This window comes from Methanoregula sp. (genome assembly GCA_026625165.1).
Classification (GTDB): Archaea; Halobacteriota; Methanomicrobia; order Methanomicrobiales; family Methanospirillaceae; genus MVRE01.
This window is the reverse complement of the sequence record CP112999.1, coordinates 1,714,099-1,729,569: the sequence shown is the minus strand read 5'-3', so window position 1 is coordinate 1,729,569 and position 15,471 is coordinate 1,714,099. Positions and strand designations below refer to the sequence as shown.

General features: G+C 56.2%; 19 protein-coding genes. 15 read left to right on the top strand and 4 right to left on the bottom strand.

What is annotated here, in order from left to right; translation table 11 throughout:
* Window positions 1-602: 602 nt before the first annotated feature.
* From proS to OS112_09045, 3 genes are read right to left on the bottom strand one after another with little or no spacing between them, the layout of a single operon-like run.
* Window positions 603-2,039 (bottom strand): proline--tRNA ligase, encoded by a 1,437-nt coding sequence (gene proS / locus OS112_09055; protein WAC04598.1) that lies wholly within the window; start codon window positions 2,037-2,039, stop codon window positions 603-605.
* A 9-nt stretch (window positions 2,040-2,048) separates the two neighbouring features.
* Window positions 2,049-2,615, bottom strand: a complete 567-nt coding sequence (locus OS112_09050) for a stage II sporulation protein M (protein ID WAC04597.1) — start codon at window positions 2,613-2,615, stop codon at window positions 2,049-2,051.
* Entirely contained in the window at window positions 2,608-3,474 is an 867-nt protein-coding gene (locus tag OS112_09045) for a DUF63 family protein (protein WAC04596.1), read from the bottom strand. The genes OS112_09050 and OS112_09045 overlap by 8 nt, the downstream gene beginning before the upstream one ends.
* Window positions 3,475-3,485: 11 nt before the next feature.
* On the opposite strand from OS112_09045, the gene OS112_09040 reads away from it, so the two are divergent.
* The 5 genes from OS112_09040 (at window position 3,486) to OS112_09020 (ending at window position 7,780) form a co-directional block, all read left to right on the top strand.
* Window positions 3,486-4,565 carry an NAD(P)-dependent glycerol-1-phosphate dehydrogenase gene (locus OS112_09040; GenBank protein ID WAC04595.1) on the top strand — a complete coding sequence of 360 codons (1,080 nt, stop codon included), beginning with the start codon at window positions 3,486-3,488 and terminating at the stop codon, window positions 4,563-4,565.
* Window positions 4,566-4,571: 6 nt separating this feature from the next.
* Window positions 4,572-5,018 (top strand): UPF0179 family protein, encoded by a 447-nt coding sequence (locus tag OS112_09035; GenBank protein ID WAC04594.1) that lies wholly within the window; start codon window positions 4,572-4,574, stop codon window positions 5,016-5,018.
* A gap of 255 nt (window positions 5,019-5,273) precedes the next feature.
* The gene (locus tag OS112_09030; GenBank protein WAC04593.1) at window positions 5,274-6,632 is read left to right on the top strand and encodes an ATP-binding protein; all 1,359 of its coding nucleotides are present in this window, start codon (window positions 5,274-5,276) and stop codon (window positions 6,630-6,632) included.
* Window positions 6,633-6,711: 79 nt separating this feature from the next.
* Window positions 6,712-7,050 (top strand): UPF0179 family protein, encoded by a 339-nt coding sequence (locus OS112_09025; protein ID WAC04592.1) that lies wholly within the window; start codon window positions 6,712-6,714, stop codon window positions 7,048-7,050.
* A 154-nt stretch (window positions 7,051-7,204) separates the two neighbouring features.
* On the top strand, window positions 7,205-7,780 hold the full coding sequence (locus OS112_09020) for a flavodoxin family protein (GenBank protein ID WAC06166.1): 576 nt from the start codon (window positions 7,205-7,207) through the stop codon (window positions 7,778-7,780).
* Between the two features lie 65 nt (window positions 7,781-7,845).
* Here OS112_09020 and OS112_09015 read toward each other — a convergent pair whose 3' ends face one another.
* Complete coding sequence (locus OS112_09015) at window positions 7,846-8,730, bottom strand: ADP-ribosylglycohydrolase family protein (protein WAC04591.1); 885 nt, start codon at window positions 8,728-8,730, stop codon at window positions 7,846-7,848.
* Between the two features lie 54 nt (window positions 8,731-8,784).
* On the opposite strand from OS112_09015, the gene OS112_09010 reads away from it, so the two are divergent.
* From OS112_09010 to OS112_08965, 10 genes are all read left to right on the top strand, one after another.
* Window positions 8,785-9,051, top strand: a complete 267-nt coding sequence (locus OS112_09010; GenBank protein ID WAC04590.1) for a UPF0058 family protein — start codon at window positions 8,785-8,787, stop codon at window positions 9,049-9,051.
* 7 nt (window positions 9,052-9,058) lie between these two features.
* A complete protein-coding gene (locus OS112_09005; GenBank protein WAC04589.1) occupies window positions 9,059-10,690 on the top strand; it encodes a tRNA uridine(34) 5-carboxymethylaminomethyl modification radical SAM/GNAT enzyme Elp3 in 1,632 nt (543 codons plus the stop codon).
* Window positions 10,687-11,820, top strand: coding sequence for a DNA primase catalytic subunit PriS (gene priS, locus OS112_09000; protein ID WAC04588.1), 1,134 nt, complete (start codon window positions 10,687-10,689; stop codon window positions 11,818-11,820). Before OS112_09005 ends, priS begins: the two co-directional genes overlap by 4 nt.
* A gap of 9 nt (window positions 11,821-11,829) precedes the next feature.
* A complete protein-coding gene (locus OS112_08995) occupies window positions 11,830-12,477 on the top strand; it encodes a hypothetical protein (protein ID WAC04587.1) in 648 nt (215 codons plus the stop codon).
* Window positions 12,478-12,513: 36 nt separating this feature from the next.
* On the top strand, window positions 12,514-12,792 hold the full coding sequence (locus OS112_08990) for a 50S ribosomal protein L44e (protein WAC04586.1): 279 nt from the start codon (window positions 12,514-12,516) through the stop codon (window positions 12,790-12,792).
* Between the two features lie 5 nt (window positions 12,793-12,797).
* Entirely contained in the window at window positions 12,798-12,986 is a 189-nt protein-coding gene (locus OS112_08985) for a 30S ribosomal protein S27e (GenBank protein ID WAC04585.1), read from the top strand.
* 10 nt (window positions 12,987-12,996) lie between these two features.
* Window positions 12,997-13,785, top strand: a complete 789-nt coding sequence (locus OS112_08980) for a translation initiation factor IF-2 subunit alpha (protein WAC04584.1) — start codon at window positions 12,997-12,999, stop codon at window positions 13,783-13,785.
* Entirely contained in the window at window positions 13,782-13,931 is a 150-nt protein-coding gene (locus tag OS112_08975; GenBank protein WAC04583.1) for an RNA-protein complex protein Nop10, read from the top strand. Before OS112_08980 ends, OS112_08975 begins: the two co-directional genes overlap by 4 nt.
* Window positions 13,928-14,689, top strand: a complete 762-nt coding sequence (locus OS112_08970; protein ID WAC04582.1) for a proteasome assembly chaperone family protein — start codon at window positions 13,928-13,930, stop codon at window positions 14,687-14,689. The genes OS112_08975 and OS112_08970 overlap by 4 nt, the downstream gene beginning before the upstream one ends.
* A gap of 152 nt (window positions 14,690-14,841) precedes the next feature.
* Complete coding sequence (locus OS112_08965; GenBank protein WAC04581.1) at window positions 14,842-15,471, top strand: hypothetical protein; 630 nt, start codon at window positions 14,842-14,844, stop codon at window positions 15,469-15,471.

Here is a 15,471-nt window from a genome sequence, read left to right as displayed (position 1 = left end):
TTCAGGCACGAAATCGGCAAAAAGTGTCCCAATTGTTTTGCGAATCACCCGCAAATTGCTTATTTTTGGTTATCGGGGGCTGTATCGTGCCTGAAAAAGTCCACAAATAGCATCAATTGGAGGCAGAATCGGTTCCCGGTTTGACCTACAGTCTGTGGATGCCTGAAAAACAGGGGGAGTTGGATCGGATCCGGATCCCTCCACCGGATACCTGATCATCCTCCTGGCAGGATCTCGCTGAAGAGCTCATACCAGATCTCCTCATTTTAAGCCCAGATTACCCTCTCCGGATGGTATCAGGAGTGTTTTCAGGCACGAATTTGGCAAAATATGTCCTGATTGTTTTACGAATCGCCCGTAAATTGCTTATTTCAGGGTATCGGAGCCCGCAGCGTGGCCGGATAAGTCCGCAAATAGCCCTAATTATGCGGCAGACGGGTTGCCGGGTCGGACTGTAATACCTGAATCAGAAAAAACAGTGGTAATTGGGATCCCCCGGATCGGGTCCCTGATGAGAACCAAAAAAAAAAAATTCAACCGTAAATCAGAAAAGGTCTGACAGTTGTTCTTGAGTGTTGTCGAAAAATTAAAAAAAATTCTGTTCAATACGTCCTTCCCACGAGCGTGGCCTTCCCCGGTTTCCCGCAGATGACGCACGCCCCGCCGGCATCCGGAACATAGGGCGACCGGGCTTCCGTTCCGAGGATGCTTGAGCTCGACTTCTCCTCGATCGCGTCCCCGCACCCATGGTCGCCGCACCACGGGACGACCGCGACCCTGCTGTCGTTGAGCGCTGCGGTCAGGGCATCGACCGTGCCAGCCGTGCAGAGGCTGTTCTTCACATGCTCTTCGGCTTTTGCTTTCATCGCCTGCGAGATTTCGGCAAGGACTTTCCTTGTGCCACCGGCGATGCCGGCGCGGTCGAGCGACGTCTTCCCGCCAAGCCGGGTCACCGCCATCACCTTGCCGGCGTCGATATCTCTTGGCCCCAGTTCGAGCCGGAGCGGCACGCCCCGGAGCTCCCACCAGTAGTATTTCGCGCCGGGCCGCATGTCCCGGATATCTATCTTTGTCCGGAACCCGGCGCTTTTGAGTTCCTCCTCGAGTTTCTGTGCCGACGCGAGCACGTCGTCATGCCGTTTCCCGATCAAGATCGGCACGATCACGACCTGGACCGCTGCAACCGCAGGGGGGAGGATAAGCCCCTTGTCGTCGCCGTGGACGCCGATTAATGCAGCAATGCACCGCTCCGAGATGCCGTAGCAGGTCTGGTTTGCCAGCTGCTGCTCCCCGTTTTTGTCCTCGTAGTTGATGGCAAACGTCTTTGAGAAATGGGTGCCGAGGTGGTGGACGGTGCCAATCTGGAGGGTCCTGCCGTTGGGCATGACCGTGTCCACGGCAATCGTGTAATCCGCGCCGGGGAACTTGTCCCAGTCGGGACGCTTCGAGATGATGACGGGGATGCACATGGACTCGTAGAACTCCCGGGTCAGTACAATCTCGCTCTCCACCTGTGCCTCTGCCTCGTCCCATGTCGCGTGCACCGTGTGCGACTCCATGAACGAGGTGATCTCGCGCAGGCGGATAAGCGGCCGGGTCTGCTTGGTCTCGTACCGGAACGTGTTGACGACCTGGTAGATCCGCAGCGGTAAATCCGCATGCGAACGCACCCAGAGTGCGTACATCGGGTAAATCGCCGTCTCGCTCGTCGGGCGCAGTGCGAGTTTCACTTCAAGCGGGCTCGTCCCCCCGTGCGTGACCCAGTACACCTCGTCCTCAAAGCCCTTGATGTGCTCGGCTTCCTTCATGAACTCCTGCTCGGGGATGAGCAGGGGAAAGAGTGCCTCCGAATGTTCGCGGTCGAGGAGGTCACGCAGGCGCTGGTACACGTGCTTCCGGAGTGCAAACCCGTACGGGTACCAGACGTAGAGCCCCTTGACCGGGTAGCGGACGTCCATGATCTCCGCACGCCATAAAATATCGTTATACCATTCGGAAAACTGGTGTTTTGGCGGCAGTGCGCCCTTATCCTCGTCCATGAAAAAACCTTAAACCACCAATTGTATGACCTGCGGCGTAATAAAAGCCTCGACAACCGCCGCAACCGCGATCAGCGGGAGGACCATGAGCATAAAATTCCGTGTGAGCCGCTCTGTTTCGGCCGCTGCATCGCCCGATCCGTAATACTCATTGACAAGAGACTGGGAGAGCAAAATCCCCAGAGCGCCGGCAAGGATAAAACCGGGGATCTCGAAGATTCCGTGCGGGAGGATTGCTGCCGCGACAAAGGCAGAACTGTGCTGTTCGTGGACGATCTCCATGATGGCGCCGATAACGATGCCGTTTAAGCTCATGATGAGGATGGTAAATATCCCAAAGGACGCACCTCCCAAAAAGAGCAGGATGCAGGCTTCGATGTTATTGAGGAAGATCTTGCCCCCGATCTCAGCGTCACTGCCCCCCATCACCTGCTTTGCGACATCTTTCTGGAACATGTGCATGAACTCCTCGCCAATCTCAGGGTTCTGGGCAGTTCCCACCCAGCCTATGAGGATGGTAGTAAAAAAGAGCAAAAATATGATGACGACCGCCCTGCCAAGGCCCGGTTCAGACATAGAGCACCATCCGCGTCATGTCCCGGATGCCGGGTGCAAGCCCGACGATGATCATGGCGAGCACGACAAGGTGCCAGAAGTCCTCATCCGCCTCTTTGCGGTACAGCTCGAGGACGTAAATCGCGGGGAAGAGCACGATCAGTTTTAACGGGAACATGACAAACGCCGTGCCCGTCCACTCGATGAGGTTCGAACCCACCACATGCTGTTCAATGTATTGGAGTGCGGGGTGAAGGTCGATACCGTAGCTGGTCGCGCTCGCGTCCAGCATATGCCCGAAGATGAGGGTGATGTAGAGCGGGTGGCTGACGTATTTCCATGCAAGCGCGTACCTCATGAATGCCCAGAGGACAGCGGTCGCCGTCACTGCCATGAGGGGGATGACAAACAGGACAAAGAGGTCGATCTGTGTCACGTTCATCCCGTAAGCCGTGAGGGTGAGCACCACGATAAATGCAGCCATGCTGCCGGCAGACGCGTAAAACGAGAGGAAGTTCTTGACAAAACCCTGTGCCTGGAGGTACCGCGACAAAAAGATCATGCCAAGCGTGAAGAAAAAGAGGACAAAATAGATGAGCGGCGTGACCAGCAGGAACTGGAAGTCACCCTTGATCATCCCCGTATCCTGGACGACCCGCAACACCCCGCCCAGCACTACATAGGGGAGCGTGGCGAGGATGAACTCCGTATCCACCGTGAGCCGGATCCGGTTTAAGTACCGGGAACTCATCAGCCACCGGTAAAAGATGTAAATGCCGAGAACGAGGATGAATGCGTAGGTGAGCGTGTCAACAACGTTATAGGGCTGGCCGTACCTTATGGGATCGATGTAGTATTTGTAGATGAACTCACTAATCATTTCTGATCTCAATGAGCTCAGAGCCTATAAAATTACTCAAATCTAAGCCGTTTGACAAGTCCCGGTGGATGCAGCTCCCCCGTGATGTGGTGATCGGTCATGACGTGCTCGCCCAGATACCCGATGTCTGCGAGGACTTAACGCTCGGCGGCTCTGCTCTCCTCATATCCGGGAAAAGTACCATGGACCTCGCCGGGGACCGGGTGCGGGGGCTCATGGACGACGACTATGATATCACGACGTTTTTTGCAGAAACGATCAGCCCGTCGGTGATCAAAAAAGGAGAGGCTGCAGCAAAAGGCGTGGATTTTGTTGTGGGGGTCGGCGGCGGCAGGGTGATCGATACCGCAAAGATCGTCTCGTATAACACGGACAAACAGTTCATATCGGTCCCCACCGCGGCTTCGCATGACGGGATTGCATCCGCCCGTGCATCGCTTCCCACCATGGAGGGGCACGCGTCCCTTGAGGCGCACCCCCCGATTGCGATCGTGGCCGATACCGGCATCATCGCCGCCGCCCCGCACCGGCTCCTCGCAGCAGGGTGTGCCGACATCATCTCGAATTACACGGCAATCCTCGACTGGGATCTTGCATACCGGGTGAAAGGCGAGCCGGTGAGCGAGTACGCGATGGCGCTCTCGAAGATGACAGCAGAGATCCTCGTAAAAAACGCCCACGTCATCCGGCCGCACAACGAGGAGTCCGCGAGGTTTGTGATAAAGGCGCTGGTCTCAAGCGGTGTCTCGATGAGCATCGCCGGCTCCTCCCGCCCGGGGAGCGGCGGCGAGCACAAGTTCTCGCATGCCCTTGACCGGCTTGCCCCCGGAAAAGCCCTGCATGGCGAGAGCTGCGGGATCGGCACGATCATCTCGATGTACCTGCACGGCGGGGACTGGAAGGGGATCCGGGCATCGTTAAAGATGATCGGCGCCCCGACAACCCCGGAAGATGTGGGGATCGATGACAGCACGGCAGTCGAAGCGCTCCTCATGGCAAAGACCATCCGTCCGGAGCGCTTTACCATATTTGATATGGGACTGACACAGGAGTCCGCGGAAAAGCTGGTCCGGATGCTCTATGAGGAGTGAGGTATTATGGCAGAAGCAAAGACCAAGGTGACCCTGATAGGGACGGTGCATGCCCGGCAGGGCGTCGAGTTCATTTACGAAGGTGAGGCTGCCGGCTGCGAGACCTGCAAGGTGAAAAAAGCGTGCCACAACCTCCAGAAGGGCAGGAAGTACAGGGTCGTCACCGTCCGGACAACGCACCACGAATGCAGCATGCACATCAACGGGGCAACTGCGGTCGAGGTCATGGAGGCGCCGTCGACGGCGCTGATCAGTGCAGAGATGGCGATGGTCAATTCAAAGATCAAATTCGAATCATCCTGCAACAAGGGGGACTGCCGGAGCTATGAGCTCTGCCACCCCGACGGGATCGTGGAAGGGGAGAAGTACATCGTTGCGGATGTGCTCGGGAACGCCCCCGACATCTGCGAAAAAGGGCGGGCGCTCAAGCTCGTTGAACTGAAAGGATCGTGAGATTTTTAATAGGTAATCTGCTATTTTTGCAATTGGAAAATTTCATGATTCCCCATTTACATTTGATGCGGAATAATTCAGATCTAACTAAGTGAATTGACATTTGGATGACAGAGAGGTTATGGGAATTTGTGCGAGATTGCTGGGCGGTGAAAAAGCCGACAAAGACAAAGCGATAAGAACTACCTCCTTCTTTTGTATTTCCATCTTGAAATGGCGGCAAGTATATATTCCTAATCGTGATTAGTACTAATCGTGATTAGGGAATTTGTTGACAGGGATGAGGAGATCTCGCTTCTGGAGCGGGAGTGGAGGGGATCTGGAGGGCGACTCATCATCCTTTATGGCCGTAGGAGGATCGGAAAAACCCGGCTCATCGATGAATTCATCCGGGGAAAACCTGGCATCCTCTATATTGCAGAGGACGCCGCCCCCCATATCCAGATCGCCCAGCTCAGGGATCGATGCGCGGAATATTTCAAAGATCCGCTCCTTGCGGAACTTGATATCCGGACATGGGAGCAGATTTTCACGTATCTCGCGCAGAAGCATGTCGCTGAAAGGACATATCTCGTGATCGACGAGTTCACGTACCTGATCAAGAACGATCCCTCCCTGCTTTCTACGCTCCAGAAGGTGTGGGACAGGAGTATCACCAATTCGGAATGGTGCCTCCTCTTCTCTGGATCGATCCTCTCCCTCATGAGCGATCTGGCTCTTTCGTCGACATCTCCCCTCTATGGCAGGCGGACGCGGGACATTCTGCTTGCGCCACTGCATTTCCGTGATGCAGGACGGTTTCTCCGCCTGTCGTTTCCTGATGCCCTGAGAGTGTACCTGTCGATCGGTGGAATACCGGAGTACCTGCTCAAGGCCGGTGATTACGATGACTGCAGTTCCTTTTTCCGGAACGAATTTTTCAACCGGTATGGATACTTTTACCATGAACCCTACTTCATCCTCTCGCAGGAGTTCCGCGAGCTTAAGGTGTACCAGTCCGTCCTACACGCAATTGCCCTTGGCAACACAGCGCCGGGATCCATTGCCCAGTTCTGCGGGATGGACAGCCGGCACATCTATCCGTATCTCGAATCGATGATCCGGCTCATGCTGGTGGAAAAAGAAGTACCTATTCTTGGGAGTTCGCGGCAGGGAATCTACCGGATCAGGGACAGGGTCTTTGATTTCTGGTACAGGTTCGTGTTCCCGCGCCGGCAGGAGATCGAGACGGGTCATGCGGACATGCGGCTCCCTGACTTTAACCAGTTCTTTGGCCGGCAGTTCGAAGCGTTTGTCCAGGACGAGTATGCGGCCACTGTTCTTGCCGGATACCGGACCGGTCACTGGTGGTACAAGGAGGATGAGATCGATCTTGTCGCGGTGAATGATGACGAGTCATCAGTCGTCTTTGGCGAGTGCAAATGGGGGGATGTCAGCCGAGCGGAAGCAAAAAAGATCCTCGTCCGGTTGAAGTCGAAGGCAAAAATGGTGCGCGCAGGGAATTACCGGCACCGGAAGTACGCGCTGTTCTGTGCCGGGACTGTAGAGGGGAAGGTCCTGCTCAGGGACGATGGATATCTTGTGTATGACGGGGCTGATCTCGAACAGTCCTAAAATAATATTTGTCCTGAATACTACGCCTTTGCCCGCACGAAGGCAAAGGAGGCGTTTGCAAAGGCCAACGAGTCCTTCAATGACGTGCTCGCCCTCAAGGCAGCCCTTTGCCAGAAAGACCTTCGTAACCGTCCACACGACACACCACGAGTGCGGCGTGCACCTGAACGGCGCAACTGCAGTCGAGGTGATGGAGGCTCCGTCTACGGCGCTGATAAGTGCCGAGATGGCGATGGTCAACTCGAAGATCAAATTCGAATCCTCCTGCAACAAGGCCGACTGCCGGAGCTTCGAGCTCTGCCACCCCGACGGGATCGTGGAAGGAGAGAAGTACATCATCGTGGACGTGCTCGGGAACGCCCCCGACATCTGCGAAAAAGGGCGGGCGCTCAAGCTGGTCGAGCTGAAGAGCGTATAATTTTTTTTATCCTGATTATCTCTCTCTTTTTTGTCACCGGATTTTAGTATAAAAACGGGCATTAAAAACCCGATCACACCGGTCCTGCCCTCAAGTTCACAGGAACGGGAAGATGTATAGGGCAGAAGTGCAAAAACCAAAAGCGAGGCATGAAATGAAAGTTGTCGCATTCGTCGGGAGTGCACGCAAGGATGGCAACACTGCCATCCTTGTCAATGCAGTGTTCAAGGAACTCAAGAAAGAGGGCATAAAGACAGAACTCGTCCAGCTGGCCGGAAAAAAGATCCCGGGCTGCATCGCGTGCGGGAAATGTTTTGAGAACAAGGACAAGCGGTGCGCCGTGAAAGGCGATATCGTCAACGAGTGCATCGAAAAGATGCTGGACGCAGACGGGATCATCCTTGCATCGCCCACGTACTTTGCCGATGTCTCTGCAGGGATGAAGGCGCTGATCGAGCGTGCGGGTTTTGTCTCACGGGCAAACGGCGATATGCTCCGGCGCAAGGTCGGCGCATCGGTAGTCGCCGTCCGCCGGGGCGGTGCGATCCATGCATTTGACACCATGAACCACTTCTTCTTCATCGCCCAGATGGTCGTGCCCGGGTCATCCTACTGGAATGTCGGGATCGGCTTGGCGCCGGGCGATGTGAAAGGGGATGACGAAGGGATCGCCACGATGAAAACTCTGGGTGCAAACATGGCGTGGGTGCTCAAAAAGTTAAACGCGTAACAGCACCCGGGAACCGGCAGCTCCACGAACGTATATGGACCTGAACGGCAGCAGGCGACCGGTTTTTAATCCTCAGCCGCCACCGCCAGTTCGTGCGCAACCGAGCTGATGCGGGGATAATCCACCAGATCACGAACCCACCGGCCGGGGATCGCGTCCATTCCCCAGCATGCTCCGGCAAGCGCCCCGCAGCATGCGCCGACCGTGTCCGCGTCCCCGCCGAGATTGACTGCCGTTACCAGTGCCTCTTCAAAAGAATCTGAGGTCATGAAACAGGAGAGAGCGGCATGGGCACAGAGCAGGGCATCGAGCGAGGGTTGCGGGGAGTGATTCTTATAGTCCGCAAGCATAGTAAAAACCTCATCGTTCCTGCAGCGTGCAGACGCCATACGGTGTGCCTCCTCCCGCGTGCTCCCCCGGCACATCGCGCTCGTCATCGTGTTGAGCCATACGGAAGAATGGGCGGCAACCATGTCATAGTGCGTCAGGCGCGAGCAGGCGATGCTGAAGGTCCCGACTGACCTCGGGGCATAGAACACCCCGAGAGGAAACCCACGCATGACACTCCCATTGCTCCGGCTTGAACCAAGCTGCCCGTGTGCAACAGCGGCGGCTTCGTGTGGCGGGACACCGCTCCTGACGAGCTCGAAAACAGCGGATGAGGTGGGGCCGAACCACTGCGGGTTGTTCTGGTACGCGGCAACAAGCCGCACGATCAGGTCATCAGGGTCGAACCCGCGGCATGTCACAAGCGATGCGGCAACTGCAAGCGCCTGCAGTGTATCGTCGGTGACTTCCCCCTTCGTCCTTGGGTGCCTGCCGCCCGGAAGCATATCAGTTACCATCTTCCGGGGTGCCGGGAACCCTTCAAGGGGCGCGCCAAAAGCGTCCCCGATAGCGAGCCCGATTAGTGTGGCACAACTGCGTTTGTGATCTGATATAAAGCTCACCAAAAAGGTATATCAGCCGCAAAGGACATGTAATTTTTTGCGGAAGGTGATATTGTGCAAAAAGAAGAACTGCTCCATTTACACATGCTGATGATTCACATCAAAAAGTACTATGAAGGCATCACCAGTCAGGAAATCCCCACAAACCGTTATAGTTCCCTTGCAATCTCTCCTGTTCACATTCATAAAGACAAGAAAGCCCACAAGGAAGCCCTCCTTGTCCTTGGCGATGAAATTGTTTCCCATATCCACGGGCACCGCATGCCTGTGATGTCCTATTCTTCTGACGCTGCATCGACGCGGGTTGCAGCCGAACATTAAACCTTTTATGAACGAGGCGGAGGCGTACCGGGAGATCATCTCCCGCATCATCTCCCTCAAAGCCGGTGACGAGCGCATCATTGCAGAGAAGATTGCGGTCTGCAAGAAGTACGGGCTTTCTGCGGTTCCAAAAAATTCCGCACTCCTTGCTGCCGCACTTCCACCAGAGCGGGAAAAACTGCGCCGGCTGCTGCTGGTCAAGCCGTCCCGGACGCTCTCCGGTGTTGCACCGATCGCGGTGATGACCTCGCCTGCTCCATGCCCCCACGGGAAATGCCTGCCCTGCCCCGGCGGCCCCGATCACCCGTTTGCATCCCCCCAGAGCTATACGGGCGAGGAGCCTGCGGCGCTGCGTGCCCGCGAGCACAACTACGACCCGTACCGGCAGGTGCAGGCGCGCCTCGCGCAGTTCGAGCTGCTCGGGCATCTCGTGGACAAGGCGGAACTGATCGTGATGGGCGGTACGATGACGGCGCGTCCCCCGGACTACCAGCAGGAGTTTGTTCTGCGCTGTGTTCAGGCGATGAACGATTACCCGGTCGAATCAGGCCCGGCAACGACATCGCCCGATTTTGAGGCCGTGAGTGCTGCCAATGAACAGGCAGGTGTCCGGTGCGTTGCGATCACGTTCGAGACCCGCCCGGACTGGTGCAAACGCGGGCATATCGGACGGATGCTCTCTCTTGGAGTAACCAAGGTCGAGATTGGCGTCCAGCACACCGATGACCGGATCCTTGCACTCAACCGCCGGGGGTGCACCGTCGCCGACACCGTTGAGGCAAACGGGCTGCTCCGGGATGCAGGATTAAAAGTAGGGTTTCACATGATGCCGAACCTGCCGGGCGCCGACCTCGCATCCGACCGCAGGATGTTTGAGACCATATTTGCCGACCCCCGGTTCAGGCCGGATTTCTTAAAGATTTATCCCACACTCGTCACCCCCGGCTCCGAGATCGAGTCGCTCTGGCAAAAAGGGGATTACGCGCCGTATTCAGAAGACGAGATGGTCGACCTCATCGCGTATGCAAAGTCGCTGATCCCTGAATATACCCGGCTCCAGCGGATACAGCGGGATATCCCCGCAAAACTGATCGTGGCAGGGTCAAAGCATTCCAATTTCCGGCAACTCGCCCGGAACAGGCTCAGGGAACAGGGCAGGGTGTGCCGCTGCATCCGGTGCCGGGAGATCGGGCGCCAGCCATCCGATGCCAAAGCTGAGATCCAGGACTTCCCCTACGATTGCTGCGGCGGGAAAGAGCATTTCATCTCCGCTGTATCCGGCGACTCGCTGATCGGGTTTGCACGCCTGCGGTTCCCGTCATCTGCTTTTATGCCGGAACTGGACGGTGCCGCACTGGTGCGGGAGCTGCACGTGTACGGCAGCATCGTCCCGCTGGGAAAGCCTGCCGAGGACGAGGAGTACCAGCACCGGAGCCACGGGAAGATGCTCCTTGCCCATGCGGAAGAGACTGCACGCGGTGCCGGGTTCTCTAAACTTGCCATCATGAGCGGGATCGGTGTCCGCCCGTATTACCGCAGGCAGGGATATGAGAGGAGAGGGCCATATATGGAAAAGGAGCTGGCCCGCAGGAGTTCGCGTCCTGCAGGAGCTCACACCAAAGGGGAGTTCGCCGGATGAAGCCTGCCACGCTTGAATTTGTAAAGCAGCGGTTTGCTGAATACTACAAAAAGACCGTGCTAGTCGCTCCCCCCTCAATTGGACAGAGGGAGTGGGGTTTTGTCCTGTTCTCCCCGGGTTATCCCGAGATCCACATGCGCAGGCATATCGGGTTTTCCAGCCGGGACGAACTATTTGAATACGTAAAAAACCTCGTCCCCGCCCATGCGTATTACTCGGTCGCCTACTACGAACGGCCGGACGCCCCGACCATGAAGGAGAAAGGGTGGCTGGGGGCAGACCTCATCTTCGACCTTGATGCCGATCACATCATGCGGGGGCCCTACGACGTGATGTTGGCAAGGGTCAAGGAGGAGGCACAAAAACTTCTTGGGATGCTCACCGAAGAGTTCGGCATCGACCCAAAGACAATCGACGTTGTCTTCTCCGGTGGGCGCGGGTACCATATCCACGTGAAGGATATCGCGGTGAGGTCATGGGGGAGTGCGGAGCGCCGCGAGATGATCGATTATGTCTGCGGGATCGGGATCGACCCCGCGGCAATGCTCGTAAAGACTGCTCCCGCACACCGGGGCTGGCAGACGCGTTACCGGACAACGCTTATTGGTTATCTCACGTGGCTCGGGACGCTCCCTCACAAGGAAGCCCTTGCCCACCTGTCGGCAATCCCCCAGATCGGCCGGGTGACCGCAGAAGAACTGCTTGAGAAACGCGAGGTGATCATCGCCGAGCTCACCCATACCCCGGCTGCAGAACTGTTAAGAAAATTCCGCGGGCTCTCCCAGATCGTTACGGCAGACGAGTGCGAGTTTAAAAAGCGCCTTTTAGAGACAGCAGCTCTTGCCGACGAGCCGGTAACCACGGACACAAAGCGCCTGATCCGGATGCCCACCTCCCTGCATGGCGGGAGCGGGATGCGGGTGCAGCAGATCGAGATCCGGAACCTTGACGCATTCGACCCGCTGACCGATGCCGTGGTCTTCGGGACGCGGGATGTCAGGGTTGACGTGACCGTACCCCGGCCCACGCCGATGCTCGGAAGCACTTATCAGCTCCAAAAAGGGATCACTACAGTACCCGAAGCGGTGGCGGTATTTTTATGCTGCCGCGGAATGGCTGAGATCGCGTGAGGTTTACCCATGGTGGAGCTTGAAGATCTGCGTAAGGTCCTCCTCTCCGAGCGGGAGACGGGACGGTTGAACCAGATACCGCATGACCTGTTCGACCGGGCGAATACCGCAATCTCCTCGCTGCTTGAAAAGGTGTACGCGATCGAAGACCCGCTTTCCGACGAAGCCCGTGCGCTCATCGAGGAGACGATGAGCATCCGGGAGACCGCCCACGAACTCTTTGTGATCCGCGCAAAGAAGATCCTCACGCTTGCAGGGAGCCAGGCGCAGGGAGATTACCTTGACCGGGAAGAGACAAAGAAGATGGTCCCTGCCGAACGCGAGATGTTTGACCGGATCGTCAGTGCAATCGGCGCCAGCCAGGGCGCGCTCCTCTCCACTGTCCGGCAATCGCTCCCTCTTGGCGATGAGCCGGAACCTTACATCGCACAGGAACCCGTCCCGTCACAGGGCCCGCACCCCGGCCCGGCACCGGCATCCCCGTCGATCTCCCCACCCTACGCGCTGGTACGGGTGCTTGACGATATGGACGCGTTCATGGGCGTTGACGGGAGGATTTATGCACTGGGAAAAGGGGATATCGTGACGCTGCCGGAACGGAACGCAGAGGTTCTTGTCGAGCGCAACATAGCATTAAATATGAATCTTAGTAAATAGTATTGGTATTCGATATCATAAACGGGGTAATTTTTCATGAAAATGCCAGCAAAATTCAAGACCTACTGCCCTTTTTGCAGGACCCATCAGGTGCACGAGGTCGAGAAAGTCAAGAAAGGTAAGACGACAGGGCTGCACTGGATCGACCGGCAGAAAGCGCGCAGGGGAACGATCGGCAACATGGGCAAGTTTTCCAAGGTGCCCGGTGGCGACAAGCCCACAAAGAAGATCAACGTGCGGTACCGGTGCGTCACCTGCGGGAAAGCGCACCTGCGCAAAGGGTACAGGGTCGCGAAATTCGAACTGACGGAGTGAGCAATATGGTACGTGAAATCCGGGAGAACCGGAGCAGGTTTTTTAAAGTGAAGTGTCCGGACTGCGAGAACGAGCAGACCGTCTTTGAAAAGGCGAGCACAATTGTGAACTGTGTCGTCTGTGGAAAGGAACTTGCCACCCCCACCGGCGGCAAAGCGAACTTCAAGGCTGAGATCCTCGCAGATCTCAAGTGATTGTGACGATATGCAAGACAGGGAATGGCCCCAGGAATCGGAACTTGTCGTCTGCACAGTCGAGAACGTAAAGGACTTTGTTGCGTTTGTCTCGCTGGATGAATATAACGGGCGGCAGGGGCTCATTCCCATCTCTGAGATTGCAACCGGCTGGATCAAGTACATCCGCGACCACATCCGGGAAGGGCAGAAGATTGTCTGCAAAGTGCTCAACGTGGACAGGTCCCGCGGCCACATCGACCTGTCATTAAAGGACGTCAACGAACACCAGCGGCGCGAGAAGATCCGCGAGTGGAAGAACGAGTCCAAGGCAAAGAAGTGGATCGGGTTTGCCGCAAAGGCAGCCGATGAGCCCGCAAAGGCAATCGAGGACATAATCATCGGGAGTTACGGTGCCCTCTACCCTGTGTTTGAAGACCTTGTTATTGAGGGCGAGCCGGTGATAAAAAAACTGGGGCTCTCCAAAAAAGCATCCGAAGCGCTGATGCATGTAGCGCACGAGAACGTCAAAGTCCCAAGAGTCGAGGTTGTGGGCAACCTCATCCTCACCTGCACCCAGCCCGACGGGATCTCCGTCATAAAAAAAGCGCTCAAAAGTGCAGAACCAAAGATAGCCGGTGTGGATATCGAACTCCTCTACCTCGGTGCACCCACGTACCGGATCAAGGTAACCGCGCCGGATTACAAGAAAGCGGAAAAGGCGTTAGAAAAGGCAGCCACTCTCGCGATCGCGGTCGTGGAAAAGGCAGGCGGCGAGGGCAGGCTTGTCAAGAAACCCAAGTCAGGGAAGAGTCAATGACCGGCCGGATCCGCCGTTGTCCCGTTGACCGGACCTATACTCTTTCACTCACCTGCCCCACCTGCGGTACACCGACAGAGACGGCGCACCCGGCACGTTTTTCACCTGAAGACAAGTACGGGAAGTACCGGAGGATGGTGCGGTGATCGAAGATATCAGCGTCAGGTTCCTGGACAATTTCAAGGACCGGAAACTCGAATCCCCCGTCCTGATCGAGGGGCTTCCGGGTATCGGGCAGGTGGGCAAGCTCGTCGCGGAATACATGATCCACATGCTCGGAGCCAAAAAGATCGCCGAGATCCATTCCCTCTATTTTCCCCCCCATGTCATCATCGAGGAGAACGGTGTCGCCCGGCTCGTAAGGAACGAGCTTTACCTGCACCACACTGAAGGCCGCGACCTTGTATTCCTTGTCGGCGACTACCAGAGCACCTCGAATGAGGGGCATTACATCCTCACCGACCAGTACCTTGACATCGCAGCAGAGCTCGGCGTGCAGCGCATCTACACGCTCGGCGGCTTTGGCGTCGGGCACTTTGTTGAGGAGCCAAGGGTGCTCGGTGCCGTGAGCCACGCCGGTCTGCGCCCCGAGATCGAGGCGGCGGGCGTTGTCTTCCAGCGGGACGAGCCCGGCGGGGGCGGCATTGTCGGTACGGCGGGCCTCCTCTTAGGGCTTGGCGCCCTGAGGAACATCGATGCCGTCTGCCTCATGGGCGAGACGAGCGGCTATATTGTCGACCCCCGGAGCGCCGCGAGCGTGCTTGCCCTTCTCTCCAGGCTCCTGGATATCCCGGTCGACCCCACCCAGCTCAACGACCGTGCCGCTGAGATGGAGCGCATGATCGAGGGCTTAATCGAAGGCGAGAAGCTCCAGAGCGATGACGAGCTGAGTTACATCGGGTAAGGGCAGGCCAATTTTTTTTATCTCACATTTTTTGCCGGAATTCACGGAAATTTTTAAAATTCTAATTTTTTTATCCCGCGGATACATCCAAAGTAATTTCAGGAAATATTATTTTTACTCATGCGGAGTTATAACATAGGAGAATTCTGTCCGTGGATACGCGTCCCATTCCAGAGAACTGGCTGAAAGTCGTAATTATCGGGATGCTCCTGTCAGTCAGCATTTTTTGTGAGATTGTCATCCATTACCGGACCAACATCGACTCATGGTATACCCAGTTCTATTATATCCTTATCATCATTGCGGGAGTCTGGTACCAGAGAAAGGCGATCTGGATTGCCATCATCCTCGCGGCCCTGCACCTTATCATAACCTATACTCTCCTGCAGACGCTGACATGGACGTCTCTTGTGAACGCATCCATGTTCATCTGTGCTGCCATACTTGTAGGGCTGCTTTCTGAAGAAAAAGAGAGGTTCCACAAAGAGATCCTCGCATCAAAGAACGAGATCGAGAGAAAACATGCCGCCCTTATCGGTTTTATGACCGAATACACCCTCCGGCTGAAACTTCCCGTCAGGTTAATGCTTGACAACCTGCAGGCGATCTACCAGTCGCTCTCTGAAAACCCCGGGCCGGCATCACAGGAAACGAAGGATTCGCTTATGATCCAGATAAAAAATACCAAACAGATACTTACGAACCTTGAGACGATAAACCGGGAAGTCACTGATGAGAACAGTGATATTCCCGACGCGTTCAGAAAATTCTTAAACCAGTGA

Coding starts and splice junctions, on each gene's coding strand:
- OS112_09050 (WAC04597.1), bottom strand. CDS start 2,615: ATGTCTGAACCGGGCCTTGGCAGGGCGGTCGTCATCATATTTTTGCTC.
- proS (WAC04598.1), bottom strand. CDS start 2,039: ATGGACGAGGATAAGGGCGCACTGCCGCCAAAACACCAGTTTTCCGAA.
- OS112_09035 (WAC04594.1), top strand. CDS start 4,572: ATGGCAGAAGCAAAGACCAAGGTGACCCTGATAGGGACGGTGCATGCC.
- OS112_09045 (WAC04596.1), bottom strand. CDS start 3,474: ATGATTAGTGAGTTCATCTACAAATACTACATCGATCCCATAAGGTAC.
- priS (WAC04588.1), top strand. CDS start 10,687: ATGAAGCCTGCCACGCTTGAATTTGTAAAGCAGCGGTTTGCTGAATAC.
- OS112_09005 (WAC04589.1), top strand. CDS start 9,059: ATGAACGAGGCGGAGGCGTACCGGGAGATCATCTCCCGCATCATCTCC.
- OS112_09040 (WAC04595.1), top strand. CDS start 3,486: ATGAGCTCAGAGCCTATAAAATTACTCAAATCTAAGCCGTTTGACAAG.
- OS112_08975 (WAC04583.1), top strand. CDS start 13,782: ATGACCGGCCGGATCCGCCGTTGTCCCGTTGACCGGACCTATACTCTT.
- OS112_08995 (WAC04587.1), top strand. CDS start 11,830: ATGGTGGAGCTTGAAGATCTGCGTAAGGTCCTCCTCTCCGAGCGGGAG.
- OS112_09020 (WAC06166.1), top strand. CDS start 7,205: ATGAAAGTTGTCGCATTCGTCGGGAGTGCACGCAAGGATGGCAACACT.
- OS112_08990 (WAC04586.1), top strand. CDS start 12,514: ATGAAAATGCCAGCAAAATTCAAGACCTACTGCCCTTTTTGCAGGACC.
- OS112_09025 (WAC04592.1), top strand. CDS start 6,712: ATGACGTGCTCGCCCTCAAGGCAGCCCTTTGCCAGAAAGACCTTCGTA.
- OS112_08980 (WAC04584.1), top strand. CDS start 12,997: ATGCAAGACAGGGAATGGCCCCAGGAATCGGAACTTGTCGTCTGCACA.
- OS112_08985 (WAC04585.1), top strand. CDS start 12,798: ATGGTACGTGAAATCCGGGAGAACCGGAGCAGGTTTTTTAAAGTGAAG.